General features: G+C 68.9%; 1 protein-coding gene (running past one end of the window). It reads left to right on the top strand.

What is annotated here, in order from left to right; genetic code table 11:
* Positions 1–25,522: the 5' portion of a tandem-95 repeat protein gene (locus E8D38_RS08370; protein WP_140627795.1), read on the top strand. It continues 9,731 nt past the right edge of the window; the window shows 25,522 of its 35,253 coding nt (coding positions 1–25,522); the start codon lies at positions 1–3; its stop codon lies off the right edge, out of view.

Raw genomic sequence — 25,522 nt, forward strand, 5'->3', positions numbered from 1 at the left:
ATGTCGACCAAGTCCCGGCGCCCTGGCGCCGCGCTGCGCCGTTCCGCGTCCGCTTTCCGTGCCAGCATCCGCACCATTGCCCGGGCCAGCCGGGATGCGCTGAAGCCGCAAACCAAGCGAAGTGCGCAGGCCCAGGCCGGCGACGAGAAGGACCGCCCCGCCCCCGTCGAGCCCCCGAACTGGAAGATCGAGTCGCTGGAGCCGCGGCTGCTGCTGTCGGCCGATGCGGTCCCTGGCGTAGCCCGCATCGAAGGCACCATCGACCAGCCTGGCGAACAGGACGCCTACGAGTTCGTCGTCACCGAGAAGACCAAGCTGTTCTTCGACGGCGTCGACGGCAGTCAGGTGCAGTGGCAGCTGAACCAGGGCAACACGTCGCTGTTCAGCAGCCGCAACCTCACTGCCGAAGGCGATCGCTTCCTTGAGCTGCAGCCGGGCACCTACAGCCTCACCGTCGATGGCCTCAACGACGCGGTGGGCAACTACACCTTCCGCCTGATCGGCGAACAGGCGGCCTCTGCGCTGCAGGTGAACCAGCCGGCCACCGGCCGCCTGGAGCCGGGCACGCAGGCGGCGCTGTATACATTCAACGCCCAGGCGGGCGACCGCTACTATTTCCAGACCGGCAGCGCCAGCGGCAGTCCGCGCTGGACCTTGTTCGGTCCCTCGGCCAACATCGTCAGCGGTACCAACGGCTGGGGTGATGGCGGGGTGTTCACAGCCGACCGCAGCGGCACTTACTGGCTGAGCATCGAGGGCCAGAGCGGCGCCACCACCGCGGTTGACTACGGCTTCACTCTGTTCCGCAGCACGCCGGCACAGACTGTGCTGCAGTTCAGCCAGGCCTACACGGCCGACCTGCCGGTGCCCGGCGCGGCGGCGAGCTACACGTTCACGCTCACCGACACCACGCAGGTGGCGTGGGACCAGCTTTCCGGGCCCAACGCGGGCGTTCGCTGGACGCTGCTCAACAGTGCCGGCGCCCAGGTGGCAACCTCCCTGCTCGATGCGGTGGACGGCAACACCGCGCCCCTGCAGCTGGTGCCAGGCAGCTACACGCTGAAGCTCGAAGCGCAGTCGCGCTCCACCGGCACGGTGGGCTTCCGCCTGCTGGCCTCCACCGGCGCACCGGCGGTCGGCTCGCAGGCCGGCCTCACGCTCACCGGCGATGCCAGCCGCGCGGCTCAGGTCGTGCGCATCGACGCCGCGGCTGCGGAGCTGTTGGCCGTGGCCTACCGGATCGATGGAGCCGCCGACGGCAGTTCCATTGCGTCTGCCATCGACCTGCTCACTGACGCGGGTGGCTCAGCGTTGGCGTCCGTCACGCTCGGCCGCAACGCCGCCGGCGACCAGGAGGTGCGCCTGTACCGCATCGATGCGCTGGCCGGCGACCCGCTGCTGGTGTCCTCCTCGGCGGCAGGCTTTGCCCCGCGGCTGCGGCTGTTCGACGCCAGCGGCACTGAGCTCGCCACAGTGAGCGGCGACACCCTGCGCTATGCCGTGGCGGCTTCGGGCGTCTACTACGTCGGCGTGAGCCGCGAAGCCAACGCGGCCTACGACCCGCGCGTGGCCTTCACCGGCAACGGCGCCGCGGTGCCCGCGGCCAGCCTCACTCTGTCGGTCACGCGCATCGGCGTGGCCGAGGCGGCGCCGCAAGGCGGCGACGTGCCGGACGTGATCGCCAGTGCGCGCGCGCTCGTGCTGCCGCGCGGCACGTCGATCACGGTGCCGGTCAACATCGGCGATGGCTCGGCCGGCAACCGCGACGTCGACATGTACCGGGTCACGTTGCAGGCCGGCGAAGTGCTGCGCACCACCACGCCCAACGGCACCTTCGACGGCTACGAGCGCGTCTTCAATGCGGCCGGCCAGGTGGTGGCCAGCGCTGACGATGGCCCGCTCAACTGGACGGTCAGCGCCACCGGCACCTACTACATCGGCCTGAGCGGCTGGTCCAACACCGGCTACAACCCCAACGTCGCCAACAGCGGCACCGCGGGCGCCACCGGCACGTTGTCGCTCACGATCACCCGTGACATCGGCACGGCCATCGGAACGGCCACGGGGGCGGCGTGGCGTGTCACCGACCAGTCCGGCGCGACGGTGGCCGTCGGCGCGCTGTCCAGCGGACAGTCCAACGTGGCTGCCTTGCCGCAGGCCGGTACCTACTACCTGTGGACCTACCGCGACCAGAACGCCCCGTCCACGAGCAGCTTCGACATCGAGCGCTGGAGCGATCCGGCGCCCAGCAGTGCCTCGCTCACCGCCTCAGCTCCGGCCACCCTGTCCGACACGGGGTTGGCGAACCGGCGCCAGGTTCGCACCTTCGGGCTCAGCGTGGCCGCGGGAGGCACCTGGGTGTTCGACCCGCAGTCCGCCGACAACGGCCAATGGCAGCTGGTGGGCCCGCAGGGCGTGGTGTCCGACTGGCACACCTTCTCCGAGAGCGGTGGGGCGGGCGCTTCGGCGCTGTACCTCGCCGCCGGCAGCTACCAGCTGCACGTGCGGCTGGCCTCGGCACCGTTCAGCATCACCGCCATGCCGCTGGCGCAGGCGCAACTGCTGCAGCCTGACGTGCCGGCTTCGCTGACCGCGCTGGAGGTGGGCGCCTCGGCGCTCTGGCACCTCGCCTCCGACCGGCAGGACGCCTTCGACCTCGCGGTGGCTGCCGAGGGCGAGTTCGCGATTGCGGCCTTCGATGCCTTCGGGCGCGAGCTGTTCCGCGGCACGCAGGCTCAGGCGCACTTCACCCAGGGCGAAGCCAGCGGCGACGTGTATTTGCGGGTGACGCGCCTGCAGCAGTCGTCGGCGACGCCGTCGCTGCTCGCGCGCCGCACGCCGGCATCGCTGGAGCCGGTTAGCGGCACGGCCATCACCGTCGGCACGCTGGTCACCGCGGCGCCGTCGTCCGGCATGCAGTACTACGAGTTCGACCTGGCGTCCGATGGCGTGGTGGCGCTCGAATGGCAGGGTGACGGGGCCCAGACGTGGGTGCTGCGCGGGCCGCGCGGCATCGAGGCCAGCGGCCCGGTCGGCGTGTCCGTCACCGGCGGCGGGGTCTGGAAGATGCCCGTGCTGTGGCTGCCCGCGGGGCACTACGTGATCGGCCTCGACGGCCTGCAGAACAGCGCGAGCTTCGCCGTGCGCACCATCGATGGCGCGCAGCACACCGCCACCAACACGCATGTGGCGGTCGATCTCGCGAGCGACGATCCGTACGAGCTGTTCGACGTGGTGCTCGACGCCGATGCCGACCAATGGTTCCGCGCCGACAGCGGCGCCGGCACGGGCAACTACTTCCGTCTCTACGACAACGCCGGCCGACTGGTGGCCGAAGGCAACCCGGCGCAGGCCACGGCGCTGCCGTTCAACGTGCCGCGCGACGGCCACTATCTGCTGGCGGTGGCCCGCAACACCGGGGCGTCGCTGGGTGGCGCCGCCTTGCGCTTCGCGCTGTACGAGACGCCGCGCAATGCGGCGCTGAACGCCGGTGCCACGCAAGGCCAGTTCCTGCTGGGCAGCCAGACCTACGCCTATGGCTTCAGCGTCACCAGCCCCACCCAGCTCGCGGTGCGCGAGACGCAGAACGGCGGCACGCGCGACACCTACGACGTGCTCGACTCGGCGGGCCGCACCGTGGCCCGGCTGAACTACAGCGACAACTACACCGACATGGTGTGGGCGCTCGGCCCGGGCAGCTACACGCTGCGCGTGCGCTACGCCTCCAGCTCCACCCCGGCGAACCCGGTCGCCTTTGCGTTCAACACGCGCTTCATCCAGCCCGCTTCCCAGGCCTGGGCGCCCGGCGGCACCGCCAGCGTCACCTGGAGCGCGGGCGCACCCGACCGCGAGCTGCAGTTCTCGATGGCTGGCGGCGAATCGCGCTGGATCGCGCCGTCGCCGGCACTGGGCTACTACGACCGGCTCGACTACCGCGTGCTCGGTCCGTTGGGCGTCGAGGTGGCCCGGGGCTACCTCTCGGGCGGTTACTGGAGCACGGCCGCGGGCTTTGCCGTCACCGCCACGACGGCGGGCAACTACACCGTGCAGCTGTCGGGTGCGTCGATGAACGGCAGCACCTCGATGAGCGGCACCACCATCTTCGCGCAGACCGCGGGCGTGCGCAGCGCGCAGCCCCTGGTGCTGGGCACGTCGGTCGATCGATCGCTGTCCACGCCGGCCGACCAGGACGTGTACCGCTTCACGCTGGCCGACCCGGATCGGCTGTGGTTCAACCTGAGCGGCGACTACTACACCGCCACGCTCGTGCGCACCGACATACCCGGCACGGTGTTCACCACCAGCATCGATTCCAGCGACTACGCGGCGGTGCAGAACCTGCTGGCAGGCAGCTACGAGCTGCGGCTCGTGCCCAACCGTCCGAACCCCGGTTCGTACCATGTCGCGGTGCAGCCTGTCAGTGCGCTGCCCGTGCTGACCCTGGGCCAAGGCGCTTCCCAGACCGTGGCGCAAAGCCGCCAGGACACGGCCTGGCAGATCGCGGGCACCGCCGGGCAGGATCTGCTGATCGACCTGCGCACCACCGACACCTACAGCTCCGAGTACTGGCAGCTGGTCGGGCCGAACGGCAGCGTCGTCGCCTCCGGTTCGCAATACAACCAGAACGACGCCGCAACGAAGGTCAAGCTGCCGCTGGACGGCACCTACGTGCTGCACGCCTACGGCCACTACGCCTCGACCGGCGCACGCACGACGACCGTGCTGGTGTCGGCCTACGCCACGACGATGGCCCCGATCGCGCTGGGCGACCAGATCAGCGGTGCCATCGCGGCGCCGGGCAACGTCAACCAGTACCGCTTCACGCTCACCGACGAGACCACCATCCTGCTCGACCCGCAGGGCGGTGGCGCCACGCTGACGCTGGATGGCCCGCTGGGCAGCGAGCTGAGCTTCGGCCTCAGCGGCGTCGAGAGCTACTACGCGCGCCGGCTGAAGGCCGGTACCTACACCATCACCGTCAGTGCCTCCGGCACCTCGACGCCAAGCTACGGCTTCCGCCTGCTGGACCTTGCAGCGGCCATCGACCGCGGCACCACCTCCCAGCTCAGCGGCGACCTGCCGGCAGGTCGCACGCTCGTGGCGTACCGCTTCGACACCGCCGCGCCCGGCGTGGGCTACAACCTCGACTTCACCACCCCGGTCAACTACCCGGACTACTTCCGCTACACGCTGGTCGATGCCTACGGCCGCACGCTGAGCAGCGTGGCCTGGACCAACGCCTCGTCGGTGGCCTTCAACGGGCCCTCGCTCGGCCCGGTCTATTTGCTGGCCAAGCAGTACTACTCGTCCTCCGGCCCGGTCCACTTCGAGGCGACGCTGCGCCAGCCCGTCGCCACGAATGCTGCGCTGGCCTGGGATGCCGCGGTGTCCGTGCCCCTGGCGACACGGCAGGACCAGGCCACGTATTCGTTCTCGCTCGAAGAGCCGGGCTGGGTCGAACTGCAGGGCCTCAACGCGCCCAACAGCGCCGTCAGCTTCCAGATCGTCACGCCCAACGGCACGCAGGTGGGCGCGCGCAGCGGCTTCGGCAGCGCCTCCAACGGCACCTGGTCGCAGTACCTGCCCGCCGGCCGCTATGCGGTGCGCGTGATCGCCAACGGCGACGGCTTCACCGGCAACGCCCAGTTCACCGCCACGGTGGTGCCGGCATCCCAGCGCCTGGACCGCCAGGGCGGCATCGCGCGCGGCGTTGCGGCCGATGGCGCTGAAACCCAGACCGTGTCGCTGTGGACGCTGGATGCGCGCGTGGGCGACCATCTCACGCTCGCGGCCAACACCTCCTGGCCGGCCGGGTGGACCGCCCAGCTCGTCGCGCCCAACGGCGCGGTGCTGCGCAGCTGGACGCCGGCCACCGCGGCCACGCAGGACTTCGACCTCACCCAGGCCGGTGCGCACCTGTTGCGCCTCGTGCGCAACGGCATCACCACCACGCCCGGGCTCGGCGCCGGCGCGGCGTTCGCCGCCACCTGGGGCACGGCGGACACGCCGCAGCCGGTGGTCTCCACCTTCAGCGCGGCCGGCTCGATCGCGGCCAATGCAACGCAGACCTACCAGTTCGAGCTCACCGAGCCGGGCCTGTGGTACCTGGATCACGCGAGCATCCCCGACTCCTACAGCTACTACTACCAGAGCGCCTCGGTCACCGATGCCAACGGCGTCGCGCGCATCGGCGGCTATGACCAGGCCGCCTGGCTGACGCCGGGCGTTTACACCGTCAAGATCAGCCAGACGCAGTCCGCCAGCTCGTTCGACTTCGCGCTGCGACGGCTGGACTCCGCCGCCCAGGCGCCGGTGCTGAACTACGGGGAGGCGGTGAACGCGCCCAGCGCCTCCACCTTCGTGGCGCGCGCCTGGCGCATCGATGCGCAGGCCGGCGACGTATTGCAGTTCAACACCCTCGGCACCTCGGGCAGCACGCCGCGCTTTGCCTTCTTCAACCGGTACGGCCAAGCCTTGAGCGGCTGGGCCTGGACGAACAGCGACTCCACCAGCCTGGCGATCACCGACAGCGGGCCGGTCTATGTGGTGCTGGACTGGGTGGGCTACACCTATGGCTCCGGCTACAGCGGCGCGGCGTCGTTCGAGATCGACAACCTCGCCAGCCGCGCGGTCGCGCCGATCGCGCTCGACCAGACCGTATCGGGCACGCTCACGGCCTCGGTGCAGAGCCGCGACTACAGCCTGACGCTCGCGGCTGACACGGCCATCCAGTTCGACCGCCTGAACAGCACCGTCGGCTCCTCCAGCTGGGCCATCATCGACGCGACGACCGGCTCCACCGTGGTGAGCGGCAGCATCAGCGACGGCACCAGCACGCCGTCGCAGCCCAGCTTCATGCTGCTGCCCGGGCAGTACACCGTCCGCGTCTCCACCAGTGCCCTCAGCGAGACGCGCTATGCCTTCCGCCTGATCGACCTCGCCGGCGCCACGCCCGTGGCCAGCGGCACCATCGTCGATGGGCGCCTCGAATCCGGCGGCGAGGTCACGGCGTACAGCGTGCAGGCCAATGCCGGCGACCGGCTCTACGTCGATCTGCGCGACCTGGCGGCCCGTACCTACGCCTACGATTCCGCGCGCGGCTTCTACCACTACAACTACACCGGCGCGCTGCGCGTGATCGACCCGTATGGCCGGGTCGTGTCCGACCTGCAACTCGGCGATGCCGAGCTGGTCGCCACGGTCAGCGGCCGCTACACCATCGTGCTCGACGACAGCCTGATGTACGACACGGCGGTGCCCTACCGCATGGCGGTGTACGTCTACGGGCCGGGCGAGCCGCGCAACATCGACCTGTCCGGCGCGCCGCCGGCCATGGACCTGGTGGTGTCCGATGTTTCGGTGGCGCCGCAACAGGCGGGCCAGGCCATCGCCTCTGGCTCCGTCGTGAGCGTGCAGTGGACCGTGCGCAACCAGGGCTCGATCTCGACCCTGGGCGACTTCACCGACCGCATCATCGTGCGCCGCACCGGCACGAACGAAGTCGTCGCGCAGATGACCGTGTCCTACGACGAGTCGGCCGAAGGCAATGGCCCGCTGCTGCCGGGCCAGTTGGTCAACCGCACGGCCACGCTGCGCCTGCCGGACGGCCCCTCGGGCGCGGGCGACCTGAGCATCGTGGTCGAAACCGATGCCGCCAACGAACAACTCGAAGGCGGCTCCGCCGAGGAGAACAACCGCGGCAGCGCAAGCTTCAGCAGCACCCTGGCCGACTACGCCAACCTGCAGGTCAACAGCCTGTCGCTGCAGCCGGCGTCCAACTGGAACGCGGGCGACACCGTCTCGGTGAGCTGGAACACTGCCAACAGCGGCACCGCGGCGGCCGTCGGCGCCTGGAGCGAGCGCGTCGAACTGCTGAACCTGACCACCGGCTCGGTGGTCGTCAGCCAGACGCTGCCGTTCACCGCGCAGAGCATCGCGGCCGGCAGCCAGACCGGGCGCAGCCTGTCCTTCGCCTGGCCGCAGGGCCTCAATGCCATCGGCAGCTTCCGCCTGCGCGTCACGATCGATGCGCTGGCGCAGGTGCCCGAGTACAACGCCGGCGGTGCGCTCGAAAGCGACAACACCGCGGAGCAGGCCTTCGTGGCCGGCCCCGACCTAACGGTGCGCAACGTCGCACTGCTGCAGACTGCACCGGTCTCCGGCGACACGCTGACGCTGCAGTGGGAAGACGTGAATCAGGGCGCGGTGCCCACGCCCGCGGCCTACCAGGACCGGGTGGTGGTGCGCCAGCGCAACGCCGACGGCTCGTCCGGCGCCGTGGTGGTGAACGCCGCGGTCAGCTTCACCGGCGACGCGGCGCTGCCGCTGGGCCCGGGGCAATCCCGGCTGCGCAGCTTCACCTTCAACCTGCCCGACGGCCTGCTCGGCACGGGCAACTTCGACGTCACCGTCACCGCCGACAGCAACGCCGCGGGCGCAGGACTGCTGTTCGAGACCAACGTTGCCGGCGATGCCGAAGCCAACAATAGCGGCTCGACCGCTTTCAGCGCCACAGCGCGCCCCTATGCCGACCTGTCGGTGACCAGCCTCGTCGTGCCCGCGTCGGTGGAATCGGGCGGCGAAGCGACGATCACCTGGACGGTCGCCAACGCGGGCAACGCCGCTGCCACCGGCACGTGGACCGACCGCATCATCCTCACGCGCGATACCGTCACCGGCAACGCCGATGACGTGATCCTGCTCAACGTCAAGCACGACACCGCGCTCGACCCGAACGGCAGCTACACGCAAAGCGCCAGCGTGCGCATTCCCGCGCGCATCGAGGGCAGCTACCGCATCGCGGTGCTCAGCGACGCCAACGCGTCGGTGCGCGAGCCCGACACGCGGGCCGACAACCTGCGCTTGTCCGGCGCGATCGACGTCACCCAGACCTACTCCGACCTCGTGCCCACGGTGACCCTGGCACCGGCCACTGCGGACGCCAATCGCAGCACGCGGGTGGAGTGGTCCGTCCGCAATGACGGCACGCTGTCCACCGACGTGACCCGCTGGGTGGACCAGGTGTACCTGTCCGACACCCCGACGCTGGGCGCCTCGGCGGTCCTGCTCGGCTCGGTCACCCACGTGGGCGGCCTTGCCTCGGGCCAGAGCTACGCCGAAGGCATGGACGTGCTGATCCCGCGCGACGCCGTGGGCAGCAAGTACCTCATCGTGAAGACCGATGCCTTCGGGGCGGTCTATGAGCTGGGGCGCACGGCCAACAATGCGGCGGCGGCGACCTCGGCGACGACGGTGCAGCCCGAGCCACGCGCGAACCTCGTGGTCGAGGGCCTGAGCGCGCCCGGCGAATGGCGCGTCGGCCAGACGGTGCAAGTGAGCTACACCGTGCGCAACGCCGGCAACGACCGCGTCGCGTCGTACATGAAGGAGCAGGTGCGCCTGGTCGACGTGAACGGCGTGCACGCGCCGGTCGAGCTGGCGAACTGGAGCAACTGGACCCACCGCGACCTCGTGCCGGGCACGTCGTTCACGCGCACGCTGAGTCTCACCGTGCCGGCCATGCCGGCCGGCAACTGGCGCCTGGAGGTGCAGGCCGACAACGGCGGCTATGTCACTGAATCGAACGAGAGCGACAACACCAGCTCGGCCGCGGTGTCGGTGGTGGCGCCGGACCTCACGGTCACCGACCTCGGCACCACCGGGCTGCTGCAAGGCGGCGAACAGGTCACGCTCACCTGGACCACGCGCAATGCCGGAACGGCCCCGGTCTCGACGGTGCGCGATGCCGTGTACCTCTCGCGCGACGGCGTGGTGGACAACGGCGACATCAAGCTCGGCGAGTTCAATCACGGCTCGATCGCCGCCGGCGGCGCATCACCCGGCACGCTGAGCTTCACGCTGCCGGTGGATGCCGAGGGCAGCTACCGGCTCGTCGTGGTGACCGACAGCAACGCGCAGGTTAACGAGAACGGCGCGGAGGCCAACAACACCGACTCGGTGGCGATCTCGGTCGTGCGCGACTACTACGCCGACCTGGCCGTCACCTCGGTGAGCGCGCCGCAGCGCGTGATCGCCGATCCGGCCAGCATCACGGTGGAGTGGACCGTCAGCAACCTGGGCACCGGCGTGGGCCGCACCACCTCGTGGACCGACCGCGTGATCTATTCGCAAAACGACGTGGTCGGCGACATCGACGACATCGTGTTGGGGTCGCTGGTTCACGACGGCGGGCTGCAGGCCGGCGACAGCTACACCGGCAGCATCACGTATCGCTTCGGCCCCGGCTTCTCGCGCCACGGCAAGGTGTTCGTTCGTGCCGACGCGGCGAGCGCCGTGTGGGAAAACGCCCAGGAGTCGAACAACCAGGCCGCGGCGGCCGAGGCAATGGACATCATGCCGATCGCCTATGCCGATCTGCGAGTGGAGTCCGTCTCCGCATTGAGCGACGCATTCAGTGGCAGGCCCATCAGCGTGACCTGGACCATTGCCAACCAAGGCATCGGGATCACCGACTCCGGGCAATGGACCGACACGGTCTGGCTCACCGCGAACGCTGACGGGAGCGGCCAACGCTGGCAACTAGGCTCGACCTCGCACATCGGCCAACTCACGCCGGGTGACCGCTACACCCGCACAATCGAGGCGACTCTTCCCGAGGGCATCTCGGGCACCTACTACCTGCAGGTTTCCACGGGCGGGCCGTTCGAATTCATCCACACCGACAACAACACCGGTACCTCGCTGGGCATTCCGGTCCACCTGTCGGCATCGCCGGACCTCGTTGTCGAAACCATCGTGGCTCCAGCGATGGCGCAAGAGGGCGCACTGGTCGATCTGTCGTGGACGGTCTTGAACCAGGGCGAGGCAAGGGCAGCAGGGCAGTGGATCGATACCGTGCTGCTTGTCCCGGCGTCGGGCACGGGCGCGGCCATTGCGTTGGGCACCTTTACCTACGACCGCGGCCTGGATGCCGGCCTGCGCTACACGCGCACTGAACAGGTTCGCCTGCCGTCCAAGATCGAAGGCGCCTATCGCCTGCGCGTCGTCACCAACAGCGGGATCGGCTCGGCGTCGGCAGTTCAGGTCTACGAACACGGCTCTGCACGCGACAACAACACGAGCATCGCGGGCGATGCGACGCAGGTAAACCTGAAGTCGCGCCCGGACCTGCGCGTCAGCGCCGTCGTCGTGCCCGAAAACGCGACGGCTGGTACGACCGCTGCGGTCCGCTTCACCGTCACGAACATGGGTTCGGAAGCCACCACCGGCCAGTGGAGTGACTTCGTGTACCTGTCGCTGGACGGCACGCTCAGCGGCGACGACATCCTGGCAGCTCGCATCGACAGTGGTGCGGCGCTGGCACCGGGGGAGAGCTACACCTCAGAGACGTCGGCGATCAACATCCCGATCCGCTATCGCGGCGACGTGTTCATGATCGTGTCGGCCGACGGCAACGCACGTGTGGACGAGTACCCCAACGAGGCCAACAACACCAAGGCCGAGCGTTTCCACGTCAATGCCGTGCCGTTCTCGGACCTCGTGGCGAGCGACGTCGTTGCGCCCGAACAGGCGGTGCACGGCTCCACGGTCGAGGTCCGCTACCGCGTTGCCAACCGCGGGGCTGCGACCACGCAAGGCGACAGTTCCGCAGTCAACAGCTGGACCGATACCGTGTGGCTGAGCGTCGATCGCCGCAGGCCGTCACCGTCAAAGGGCGACATCCGCATCGGGCAGATCACGCACAACGGGCACCTGGCGGTCGGCGCCGACTATCTCGGCACGCTGAACGTGCAGATTCCCGAGGGCACTCGCTCGGGCCAGTACTACATCACCGTCTGGAGTGACACCTACGACGCCATCCTCGAAGACACGATGGCGGTCAACATCAATCCCGACGATCCGGGCCAGATCGACAACAACAACTACAAGGCGCGGCCGATCAGCGTGCTGGGCATCACGCCCCCCGACCTGGTGGTGAGCCAGCTGCAGGCCACGCCGGCGATGACGGCGGCCGGCGACTACACCTTCAGCTATTCGGTGCAAAACCGGGGCGATGTGTTCGAGGGCGAGTGGACCGACAAGGTCTGGATCGCCGACAACGCGGACCTTTCCAAGGCCAAGGTGATGTGGCTCCTGGGCGAGTACCGGCAGCAGCGCAGCCTCGCCAACGGCGAGGGCTACACGACCACACAAACCGTTGCGCTGGCGCCTTCGGTGCAGGGCGGGTGGCTGGTGGTCGAAGTAGACCGGTCCAATGCCGGCCTGGCATCGCGTGGCGAGGTCGCGGAGACCGACGAGGTCAACAACGCGCGGGCAACCGTGTCCGTGGTGGACAACCGCCCGGCCGACTTGCGTGTCACCGCGATCCAGACGCTGCCAGAAAACTTCTCGGGCGAGGAAACGACCATCAGCTGGACTGTCACCAACTTCGGCGCCGACGTCTGGAACGGCACGCGCAGTTGGAGCGACAGCGTGTACTTCAGCCCGGACCCGGAGTTCATTCCTCAGCGAGCCACGGCGTTGGGTACGGTGAAGCATGCAAACGTCGGCGGGCTTGCAAGTGGTGCGAGCTACACCTCGACGGCGCAATTCAAGCTGCCTCCGGGTACGGATGGTCCGTACTACATCTACGTCATCACGGATTCGCGCCCCTCGCAGGAGCTGATTCAGGGCGAACAGCGCAACGCACCTGCGCGCGACGAGCACTACGCCGAGTCGGTCTTCGAAGGCCTGCGCAACGACAACAACCTCGGCCGCGGCACGCTCAACGTGACCTACCGCGAGCCGGATCTCCAGATCGACACGATCACCGTGTCGAATCCAAACCCCTCATCCGGCGAAACCATCACGGTCACCTGGACCGCCACGAACCGCGGTACACGCGAAACGCGCACGCCGAGCTGGTTCGACGGCATCTACTTGTCGCGCGACGCATCGCTGGACGACAGCGACTACCCGGTGGTCGATCGGGGTAGCGATTTCGAGGTTCGAGCGCGCATCCGCAGCACCTACCTGATCGGCCCCGACGAAAAACCACGTTTCCTCAAGCCCGGCGAGTCCTACACGAACTCGACGACCTTCACGCTGCCTTCGTCCATCAGCGGCGATTTCCACATCATCGTCAAGGCCGACACGTCCACTTCCAAGGCACGCAACGTCGTGGTGGAAAGCACCATCCGCAAGGGGCTCGACGTGGTGGAGGGCAGCGGGCCGGGTTCCGTGCTCGAGTTCGCCGACGAAGGCAACAACGTCAGCTCCATCGCGCTGCCCATCAGCCTGTCGCCGCCGCCCGATCTGCAGGTGACACAAGTCAATGTGCCCACTTCGGTGATTGCAGGGCAGAACTTCGCGGTGTCATATCGCGTGGAAAACCTGGGTGGCAGAACGCCTGCCGACCAGCAACAGTGGCACGACCTTGTCTACCTCTCCAAGGACCGGTTCCTTGACATCAACAAGGACCGCTACCTGGGCTACGTCTCTCACAACGGCGGTATGCCGGCGGGTGGCAGCTACGAAGGCACGCTGAACCTCGCTGCGCCGCGAGACATGGAAGGGCCTTACTACGTGTTCGTGGTGTCCGACCCCGCGCGTCACTGGGGTTCGGGAGAAAACGGCCGCGTGCTCGAGTTCGGCAACGACGACAACAACGCCTCGGCAGCCGTGCAGCCGATGCTGATCGAGACGCCGCCACCTGCCGACTTGCAGGTCAGCAACGTCGTCGTTCCCGCGAGCGCAACGGTAGGCCAGGAGGTGGAGATCACCTTCACCGTGACCAACGCCTCGACAAACCCCGCCTATGGTCGCTGGACCGACGCGCTCTATCTCTCCGCCGACAACAGCTGGGATCTCAGTGACCAACTGCTGGGCAAGGTCACCCACGTGGGTGACGTGGCCGCCAACGGCAGCTACACGGGCACGCTGAAAGCGAAGCTGCCTGCGCTGAAAGACGGGCAATGGCGCATCGTCGTGCGCCCCGACCTCTACAACGAAGTCTTCGAAGGCCGCATCGTCTACACGGACACGGGCTTGAACCTGCCACCGGGCGAAGCCAACAACCGGCAGGCCTCGGGTGGTGTGCTGCGGGTCGAAGTGCCAAGCCTCGCCGTCGGTTCTCCTTTGTCCACCACGCTGGCCACCGGTGGCACGCAGCTCTACAAGGTGAGCGTGGCGGCCGGTGAAACCCTGCGCATCAACCTCGATTCCGCAGCGGCCGAAGGAGCCAACGAGCTCTACGTGCGCTACGGCGACATCCCCACCGGCTACGCCTACGACGCTGCCTACGGCAACCCGGTCGCTCCCGATCAGGAAGTGCTGATCCCCACGACGCAGGCCGGCGACTACTACGTGCTCGTGCGCTCGCGCCAGTCGCCGCTGGACACGGCGGTCACACTGCGTGCCGACCTGCTGCCGCTGGCCATCACGCGCGTCACGCCCGACCAGGGCGGCACAGGCGACGACGCGCATCGCTGGGTCACCATGGACATCCATGGCGCGCGCTTCTCCGCGGGAGCGCTGGTCAAGCTCAGCCGGCCCGGCGTGCTCGAAGTCGAACCCGAGCGCTGGCAGGTGCTCGATGCCACGCACATTCGCGCCGTTTTCGACCTGCGCCACGTGCCGCTTGGCCTGTACGACATCGTCGTCACCAACCCCGATGGTCAGCGCGTGACCGAGCCTTACCGCTATCTGGTCGAGCGCGCGATCGAAGCCGATGTCACCATCGGCATTGGCGGTTCTCGCGTCCTGGCCCCGGGCGGAGGCACCACCTACAGCGTCACGCTGCAGAGCCTGACCAACGTCGACACGCCCTATGTTCGCTTCGACGTGGGCGCGACCGACATGGGGCGCAGCGAAAACGTTCTCGAAGGTTTGAAGCTGCCGTACGTCGTGTTCTCGTCCAACGTGGCCGGGCAGCCCGACGGGGCCACAGCGCAGACGTCGGGCAACACCCAAGCCTACGGTGCCACCCCCACCACGCCGGTGCGATCGGACGTTCCCTGGGCGTCGCTCGACGGTGCGACCAACACGAATGGTTGGAACCTCGCACCGGGCTATGCCTTCGACGTGGGAGCCGGCGGCTTTGTCGGCTTCAGTTTCAACGTCCAGACCTATCCCGGCTTGGCCGAATGGCTGGCCTACGACTTCGAGGGCCTGCGCAGCAAGCTCTATGCGATCCGCCCCGACTGGAAGGCGCAGGGCCTGCTCGACGGCGGGGTGGCCGATCTGGACAAGATCCAACGGGGTCTCACGAGGAAGTTCCTGTCGCGCGACCCGGAGGAGCACGTCACCAAACTCGAGCGGCTGGCGATGGCGTTCCGATTCGATACGCTGGGGGCGGCCACGCCGCTGACGCGCGACGAGTTCATCGCCGACCAGACCGACCACGCGAAGAGGTTGAGAACGGCCATCCTTGCCGATGCCAGCGCTCCCAGCACCCTGGGGGTGCTGGCGGCAGACGAAGCGCAGTGGGTGCAAGGCTGGCTGGCGGCTCTCGAAGCCGCGGGCCTGCTGCGCCCGGCTGACGAAGCGCCGCCGATCCGGCTCGATGCCCAGGTCATGAGTCTCAACGCCACGCTGGCCACCGGCGTGCTGCTCAGCAAGGGCGGCGAGACCTACCGTACGCAAGCAGACCTGCTGGGCTTCTTTGCGAAGGTGCAGCAGTGGTACGGCGATACCGGGCGTTGGGCTGGCGACCCCGAAGCGAAAGTCGCGCCGGTCGACTACTACGAGATTCGCCAGACGGAGGACGGTGGCTCGGTCTCGATCCCGGTGCCGGTGGCACCTGATCCGGCCGACTACGACCGCAACGCCACGCAAGACACGCACTTCATCAGCTTCGACGTCTTTGCAGGCGGGCTTGCCGAGCTCGAATACCTGCGCCACATCGGTGTGCTGGACGAGAAGTTCCGCCCGGTCGGCCCGCAGGCGCTCAACCTCACGCAGTACCTGCAGCAGGCGGCCCAACGCGACAGCAACACGCAAGCGACCGTGTCGATCCGCGGGCCGCAGTCGCTGCCCGCTGCCGATGGTGTTTCCTACGTGCCGGCCGACTATGCGCTGCCCTACACGGTCGAGCTCTCCAACCCCACGGAGCGTGCGGTCGGCGAGTTGCGCATCGTCACCGAACTCGATGCGGACGTCGATCCGCGCAGCCTGCGGCTGGGTGATCTGAAGATCGGCGACATCAACGTCCACATCCCCGGCGACCGGGCCGTCTTCCAGGGCGACTTCGATTTCACCGGCAACAAAGGCTACGTGTTGCGCGTGAGCGCAGGTGTCGACGCGCAGACCCGTGTGGCGACTTGGCTGCTCCAGGCCATCGACCCCGATACCGGCGAGGTACTGCACGACGCGACCCGCGGCCTGTTGGCGCCCGATGCCAGCGGCCAGGCGGCTCGCGGGTTCGTGAGCTACACGGTGCGCGCATCCGACCTGGCGGCCACCGGTGTTGCCATTGGTGCGCAGGCGCGAGTCTTCTTCGATGACGCTCCGCCGCTCGACAGCGGCTCCGTGACCCATACGCTCGATGCCGCCGCGCCCACCACGGCGCTGCAGGTCCGCTCGGCCGGTGCCAACGCCAGCGGCGCCCCGACGTTCGACGTGAGCTGGAAGGCCACCGACGACGCCAGCGGTGTCAAGCACGTCACCGTGTACGTCTCCGAAAACGGCGGCGACTTCCGCATCTGGCTCAAGCAGGTAGCGGGCGACGCCGGCCAGGCGGTCTTCACGGGTGAGGCCGGCAAGAGCTACGAATTCCTCGCGGTGGCGACCGACGCCGCCGGCAACCGCGAAGCGGCCGTCATTGCCAACGCCGTGCTGCCCGACGACGGCAGCCGCCAGGATGCGCAGCAGGCCCTGGGTTCCAACGAGCAGCTCACGGCCACAGCCGAGCTGCCCGCAGCTACAGCGGATCGCAGCTACGTAGCCAGCGATCTGTTCGCACAAGCCGCATTGCGTCTCCCGGGTTTTGTCGCGCCTGTGCAGGCCGGCGATCTGCAAAGCGTGCTGGCGCCCATGGGCGTGCGCAGCTTCGGCGACGGGTTTGCCGCCAGCGATGGCGACATCGGCGCACTGGCCATGGTCGAGTTGGCCGACGGCACCGTGCTGGCCAGCGCTGGCGCCTTGCGCAACGAAGTGTTCCGCTTCGCGAAGGAGGGTGGGCGCGCCGCGACACCGCTGTTCGTGCTGGACGCTCCGGTGCTCGACATGGCAGTCGATGCGCTCGGCCAGCTGTGGATCATGACCGGCAAGGAGCTGCTGCAAGTCGATGCAGGCAGCGGCGCGGTGATCGCCCGCTACATGGGCCCCGGCCAGGATCCGCTCACCCACGCCTTGGCCATCGACCCAGCGTCGGGCCTCATCTACGTGTCTTCCGGCAACGGCGTCGAAGTGTTCGATCCGCGGGCCACGGACACGACCGCTGCATGGAAGCACTTCTCCAATACGCGTGTGGGCGACCTCGCCTTCGGCCCTGACGCGCGCCTATGGGGCGTGCGGTGGACTGGCTCCGACGTCGCCTCCGCCCAGCCCGGCAGCACCACCGAGATCATCAGCTTCCCGATGAACGGTCGGACGCAGGGCCGCGCCGAGGTGGAGTACCGCCTGGGCGGCGTGATCGACAGCATCGCCTTCGGCAAGAGCGGCACGCCCCTGGGCGGCCTGCTGCTGGCCTCCAGCAACTTGGCGCAACGCCCGGTGGTGCAGGGCGCAGGCAGCGTGCCGCACACGTCCGCCGTCTGGACGATCGAGCTGCAATCGCGGCGCGTTCTGCAACTCGCCAACGGCGGCACGCGCGGTGAAACCCTGGTGGCCACCCACGACGGCCGCATCCTCGTGGCGCAGACGCAGCACATCGACGAAATCGCCCTCATCAAGGCGCCCAACGTGCTGCAGGCCAGCGTGCAAGACGGCGCACTGCTGCCGCTGCCGCTCACGCAGATCTCGGTCACCTTCGACCAGCTCATGTGGACAGGTGCGTCCGGGGCGGACGCGAGCGACCTCTCCAGCGTGCTCAACCCGGCCAACTACCGCTTCGTGGCCACGGGCGCCAACAGCAGCCTCGTGCTGCAGCCCGACAGCGTGCGCTGGGATGCCGGTTCGCGCAGCGCCATCTTGACGCTGCCCAACCTGGCGGCCGGCGGCTGGCGCCTCGAAGTGCTGCCGCAGATGCGCAGCGCGGCACAGGTGCGTCTGGCGCAGTCTTTCGTCACGGCGTTCACCACCGTCGCCGACCTCACGAATGTCGTGCGGCTGGACTTCACCAACACCCGTGCCGACCGCGCCACCGCCGAGGTGAGCTACGACGTCAGCATCACCAACATCGGCGTGGACGACCTGCGCGGCCCGCTGATGCTGCTGCTCGACCCGGGCCGCTATTTCGGCGCCGAAGTGGTGGGTGGTTCGCAAGGCAGCGGCAACCAGTCCGACCTGTGGATCGTCGATCTCACGGCAGGCCTGCAAGCCACCGGCGGACGCCTGGCCGTCGGTGCCACGCTGGCCGACCAGACCGTGAGCGTGCGGCCGGCCAGCCTTTTTGGCACGGCGCCCGGCTCCAGCTCGCTGGTCAAGTTCAACCTGGGCCATGGCATCTACGCGGTGCCGTTCGACAACACCCCGCCGAGCGTTCAAGTGGCGGATGCCCTTGCCGAGACCAACGCGCTGCCGGCCGCGACGGCTGGGCAACCGTGGACAGGCACCCTGCAGGCTCACGACAGCGATGGCGCACGCTTCTTCTGGCAGCTGGTGCAAGCACCGGTAGGCATGAGCATCACCGGCTCGGGTGACGTGCAAAGCGATGCCGACGGCTACCACAACACCGCCACGCTGAGCTGGACGCCGACAACCCGCGACCTGGCTAACACCGAGATCCTCGTGCGGGTGATCGACAGCCGTGGCGGCGTGGCGCTGCGCCGCTTCACGATCGACGTAGCAGGCGGCAACCACGCGCCGGTGCTCGGTACCTCCGGCGACATCACGCTCACCGAGGGCGAAACGCTGACGCTCCCTCTCACCGCGGCCGATGCAGACGGCGAAACCGTGACCGTCTCCGTGCGCAACCTGCCGCCCGGTGCTCGATTCGACGCCGCCACCGGCCTGCTGACCTGGACGCCCAGCTACGACCAGGCCGGCGAATACCGCGACGTCACGGTCGTGGCCACCGACGGCAAAGCCACGGTGACCGAACGCTTCACGCTGCGCGTGGAGCAGGGCTATGCGAAGCCCGTGCTGGCCGAAGTGCCGCAGCAAACCCTGCGAGAAGGTGAACGCTACGCACTGCAGTTGCCGGGCAGCATGCCGGGTGGCGAGCAGGGCAGGGCCCCTGCGGGTCCGTTCCAGCAGGCCGATGGCACCACCATCACGCTCAGCTACAGCAGCCCCTGGCTGCCGGGCGGCGCCACGCTCAACACCGAGACCGGCTGGTTCGAATGGACCCCGGGCTATGCCCAGGCCGGCACGCTGAAGCTGCCGGTCACGCTGACGGCCACCTACACGCCGACCGACGGCAGCGAGCCCGTGACCACCAGCGTGACCCGCGAAGTGGTGCTGCAGGTGCTCAACGCCAACGGTGCGCCGGTATTCGACGCGGCCGAAACCTGGAACGTGCTCGAAGGCCAGCCGCTGCGCGTCAGCGTGTTCGCGTTCGACCCCGACAACCCTGGCTTTGAGCCCAAGGTGCGCCTGTCGCCCACCTCGCCCGCAGTGAGCGGCGAGGGTACGGCTGCCACCGTGACTTACCAGGTGGACGGCTTGCCGCCGGGCGCCAGCTTCGACGCCGAAACGCTCGAAATCGTCTGGACGCCCGGCTACGCACAGGCCGGTACCTACTACGTCACGGTAACGGCCACCGACGAGGGCAACAGCACCGGCACGCCGCTTTCCAGCCAGGTCACGCTGCCCATCGTCGTAGCCAATGCCAACCGCGCGCCGCTCCTCGGCAATGTGAGCAACGCGTTCGTCGATCGTGGTGCCGTGCTCGAGATTCCGGTCGGCGCGGGTGATGCCGACGGCAACCCGGTCACGCTCACGGTGTCGGGCCTGCCGCCCTTTGCCACCTACTCGCAAACCGCCACGGGCAGTACCGCGGCTGGTGTCATCCGCTTCGCGCCGGGTGCCGGCCACCGTGGCGACTACACCATCACCGTGGTCGCGCAAGACAACGGCGATGGCGACGTGAACCAGGTGCTGGCTGAAGCGCGCAGCTTCGTCGTCACCGTGCGCAGCGAAACCGAAGCGCCCGAGGTCACCGTGCCGCGGCAGTCCGTCGCGGTCATCGGCCAGCAAGTGCGCATTCCGATCTCGGTGCGAGACCTCGACCAGGACGCGCTCAGCTACGCGGCCCAGGGCCTGCCCGCCGGGGCGAGCATCGTCACCGAGCCGCAGTACGGCCGCGCCTACATCGTGTGGACGCCCACGGCCGCTCAGGCCGGCGTGCACGACGTGAGCCTGGAAGTCAGCGACAGCGGCCTGCCGCCGCAGGATGCAGGGATCATTCCCGACCCCGATGCGGTGCCCGTGCCCAACGTTACGGTGCGCGACCTGCGCATCGTCGTGCGCTCGGCCAACCTGGCGCCCGAACTCATTGCCGTGCAGGCCATGGGCGCTGAGATTGCCGGCGACCCGCTGGCCGGCGGGCTGACCACCGTGGTGGCCGACGAAGGCGTACCGCTCGCGCTGGAGCTTTCTGCGCGCGAACCCGACCTCGACTTCGTGAACTGGAGCATCGAAGGCGGCCTGCCCTCGGGCCTGACGATCGAGCCTTCGTCGGGCACCGATGGCCAGTCGCGCCTCGTGCTGCGCTGGACGCCGGGGCTCTTTGCCGCGCAGTCCGACAACAGCAACGGCGCCACTCCGGGCCACTATCGCCTCGTCTTGAAGGCCGGTGACGGCCACTCGGCCGCCACGCGCGAAATCGAGTTCGTGGTGCGCAACGCCAACCAGGCGCCGCGCCTGCTGCCCATGCCGCTGCAACTGGTGCAAGAAGGCCAGACCCTGGCCTTCACGATGTTGGGGGTCGACGCCGACAACGATGCCGTGCGCCTGGCGCTGCTGCACGACGCCGACACACCGTCCGGCGTGAGCTTCGACCCGACGAGTGGCTACTTCGAATGGACCCCCAGCGCAGAGGTGGTGAACAACGCGCAAGCCAACGACCGCGCGTTCACCTTCAACTTCTCGGCCACCGACGGCAGTGCCACCACGCTGCGCACCGTGCAGGTCCGCGTGTTCGACGTCAACCGCACGCCGCAGATCAGCGCCGCCAGCCACGCGCTGCTGGTCGGCCAAAGCTTCAGCCTGCCGGTGGTGCGCGGTGCAACGGGCAGCGCAGGTGACATCCGCGTGAGTGACGCCGACGGCGCCGCGCAAACCCAAGCGTTGACTGTCTCCTTCAGCAACTTGCCCGAAGGCGCCAGCTACGACGCGCAAACGGGCCGCCTGCTGTGGACCCCCGGCCCCGGCCAGGTGGGCGACTTCGTTGTGCTGGCCCGCGTGAGCGACGGCCGCAACACCGCCACGCAAAGCTTCACGCTGCGCGTGGTGGCTGAAAACGAGGCCTACGCACCGAAGATCCTGATCAACACCACGCCCTCCACCCCGGTGCTGCCGGGGCAGGCGGTGCTGGCCACAGTGCGTGCCGAAGCGTTCAGCCCCATCGAGCGCATCGAGGTGCAGGTGCGCGGCAGCGCCATCGGTGCGAGCGACTGGCAAGCCGCCACGCTCGACAGCTCGGGCCGCCTGCGCATCAGCGCCACGGCACCCGGACTGGTGGAAATGCGCGTCACTGCGACCGATGCGGACGGCTTTGCAGCGACCCGCACCCAAACCATCCGGGTGCGAGACCCGCAAGACACCACCGCGCCGCAACTTGCCTGGGGGGGCGGCCTGGAAGGCAGCAGCGCAGAAAGCCTGCCTGTCACCGTAACCCGCGCCACTCAACTGCTGTCGCGCCTGGGCGAGCAGCAGCTGATGGGCTATCAGCTCGAGATCGCTCCTGCCAACGGCAGCGCCGCATGGCAGCCGCTGGCCCGGCAAGACTACGCCGCCGTGTCGGCCAACGGCAATGTGCTGCAAGGCCTGGCCACGCTCGACCCCGCCACGCTGGCCAACGGCGTCTACCAGCTGCGCCTGCGCGCGTGGGACCTGACCGGCCGCACCAGCGAAATCGCCGCCCGTGTCGTCATCGACTCGGCCGACAAGGCGCTCACGCAAGCCAGCGCCACCGACGCGGTGTTCCAACTGGGCAACCACAGCCTGGCGCTCACGCGCGTGCTGCCTGCAAACCCCGTTTCCGGCTCCAACGCCCAAATTGGGTCTTCAGGGGGCGATGTGCCCGGCTTCGGCAACTGGACCTTGCCGCTGCTGGACACCCAGCTCACGCACGACCAACCCAGCCTCACCGAGCTGGGCACTGCAGCGCCGTGGATGGAAGGCGCCCGCGTGTGGCTGCAAGTGCCTGCCAGCCTGTCGCCACCCCAGACGACACAGGCAGCGCAGTTGCACCTGAGCTTCACCCTCGGCACCGAAACCCAACCCCTGAGCACCTTGCCGGGTGCGCCGCTGGTGGCACGCCCCGTCTTCGCCAGCAGCAACGGTTGGACGCTGACCGCCCACAGCGGCGACGAAACCCAGCCCGTGGCATTGCAACGCCAGGGCCAGCGCCTGTTCGACCAGACCACCGGCCTGCCGTGGGTCCCGCAAGGCTATGTGCTCACCGGCCCGGACGGCACCCGCTACAACCTCGACGGCCAAGGCCGCACGCAACGCATCACGTTCGCCGACGGCCAGCAATGGCTGGTCAGCGACTCCGGCATCGCCCTGGTGGGCGCGGTCGACCCGCGCGAGCGCATCGAGATCGTGCGCAATGCGCAAGGCGCCATCGAAAGCATCGCCGGCGCGCTTACCTCGGGCGAGCCGCTGGCCATCGCCTACCGCTACGACGCGCAGGGCCGCCTGCAACTCGCGCGCAGCCTCTACAGCGCCGACGCCGGCGCCATGTACGGCTACCGCGCCGACGGCAGCCTGATCACCGACCCCGTGACCGCTCACCTGGGCGCCGCCGTCGGCTGGCTGGCCAACGCAGCCACCCCCACGCACTCCTGGAGCGGCACGCTCAGCGCCGGCACGCCGGTGACCCTGAGCTTCGTGGTGCGCGAGAGCGAGCTGGCCTCCACCATCAAGACGCCCGGGGCGAGTGGCGCGGTGATCGTGGCGCTGCAAACCACAGGCCAAGTACAGCTCAGCGCCGAAGGCGCCACCGTGCTCGGCCAAGCCACCAGCGGCGGGCGCACCGTCACGCTGCTGCGCGTCACCGAAGCCGGCCTCAAGTTGCTGCGCCTGCAAGGCGAGGGCGCCGCCACGGCACGCATCTCGCTGGCTGGCGACCTGGACCGCGACGGCGTGATCGACGGGCGCGACAGCGCGCTTTGGGAACAGGGTCTGGAGCAAGCCGCCGCGGCCGGCCAAAGCCTGGCCGACCTCAACGGCGACGGCAGCGTCAACGCCAGCGACCGCCAGGTGCTGTTTGCCAACTACGGCTGGCGCGCCAACCAGGCGCCAGTCGCCCAAACCCAGGCAGCCGGCCCCGCGCTGCGCACGCACACCGACCTGCAAGGCCGCCGCAGCCTCGACGCCATCGCGCGCGACCTGGAAGGTGACGTCGTGTTCTGGCGTGTGGTGGGCGCCACCCACGGCAGCGCCCGCATCGCCGGCGACGGCCAGACCCTGCTGTTCACGCCCGAAGCCGGCTATGCCGGCCAGGCCAGCGTGCGCCTGCAGGCCGACGACGGCTTCGCGCTGGGCGCGCCCATCGAGCTGAGCGTCAACGTCAGCGGCGCCAGGCTGCTGGCCATCCGCCTGCAGCCGCTGCCCAGCCTTAGCACCGGCCAGAACGTGCTGCTGCGCGCTGTGGCCGACTTCGAAGACGACACCAACGTTGACCTCGGCCTGGGCGGCGGCTACCTCACGGTGACGGCGCAGGACCTGGCGCCGCTGGGCTATGTGGGCGCCACCGCCATCGCCGTGGACGACACGCGCGACCTCATCCGCGCCAACGCTGCTGGCGCGGCGCTGCTGAACGTCAGCCGCACCGACACCGACGGCCGTGTGGTGCGGGCGGTGGCTGCGTTGAACGTGGAAGCTGCGCCGCAACCGGCTTCCGAAGTGGTGCTGGATGAAGAAGGCAACCCCATCGACGAGGGTGAGGGCCACGACGACGAGTCGTTCATCGTGCAGCCCGACGTCTACCCGGGCACGCTGGCGCTGGCGCCGGGCGGCACGCGGCAGCTGAAGGTGCAGCGCCTCGACGCGCTGCAAGGCCAGTCGCTGAACATCGCCGCGGCCGCCGCCGGCACACGCTACTTCAGCAGCGACGAGAGCATCGCCAGCGTGAGTGCCGACGGCCTGATCACCGCGCACCGCGAAGGGCGCGTCACCCTCAGCGTCGTCCACCTCGGCTCGCAGTGGCTGCCCACCTTCGACGCCGACGGCTACGTGGTCGGCCAGCAGCTGCTGGCGCAGGCCATCGGCCAAAGCGACATCACCCTGACGGTACGGGCCGCGCAGACCACCGACGACAACGAGGCCACCGCCGCACCGCGGGCCGTTGCGGTGTCGAAGGCAGCGGGCGGCGTGGTGGCCGCGGACACCGGCGAAACCGTCATGATCGGCGCCGGCGCGTTGCAAGGCGACACCGCCGTCTCCATCCGCCGCATCGACGTGTCAGATCTGCAGGCGCAGCTCGGCGTGAGCGCACCGGCGCCGGCTGTGTTGCAAACCCTCGGCGCCTTCAAGCTCGACATCGGCGCTCTAGCCTCGAACGTCCCGCTGCAACTGGCCATCCCGGTGCAAGCCGGCAGCCAGGTGCAAGCCGGCGACGAAGTGCTGTTCCTGCGCAAGGGCACGGTGCTCACCGCCGATGGCACCTACAAAGACACCTGGTGGGTGGTCGACAACGGCTTCGTCGGCGCCGACGGCGTGGCACGCACCGCCAGCCCGCCGTACTACGGCCTCGACAGCAGCGGTGAATACCTCGTCTGCAACCGTCTGCCGGGCGTGATCAGCGGCTCGCTCGACCTGGCCATCGGCGCGGCCGAATGGCTCACCTTCGAAGGACTGGGCGGCCTGGGCATCACCTTCGGCGGCGGTATGAACGGGGTCAACCTCGCCTCCGACATCATCGCCGCCATCGCGAACATGGCCACCCTGGGCACCGCGGGCCGCTACCGCTTCGGCGTCCCGCAGTTCGCGCCCATCGACCTGCCGCGCGTGCCGGCGGGCGACACCGCCACCGTCAGCACCACCGCGGCCCTGCCGGCGGTTCAAACGCCCCACGGCAACGTGGTGCCGCCCCAGCTCACCGCAGCGTCGGTGGATGAAACGACCGGGCGCCTCAAGCTCACGGTGGCCAGCGCACAGCCCGGAGCCTTCGTCGGCCAGATCGGCGTGAAGATGCTGTTCCCCGACGGGTCGCACCGCTACGTCAAGATCGTGTCGGGCGACTTCAGCGGCGAACTCGAGATCGACCCCAACACCCCCCCACTGCCTGACCCCACCGACCCGAGCTTCACCG

Origin of the sequence: Methylibium rhizosphaerae, assembly GCF_006386545.1 — a bacterium.
GTDB lineage: Bacteria > Pseudomonadota > Gammaproteobacteria > Burkholderiales > Burkholderiaceae_C > Pseudorivibacter > Pseudorivibacter rhizosphaerae.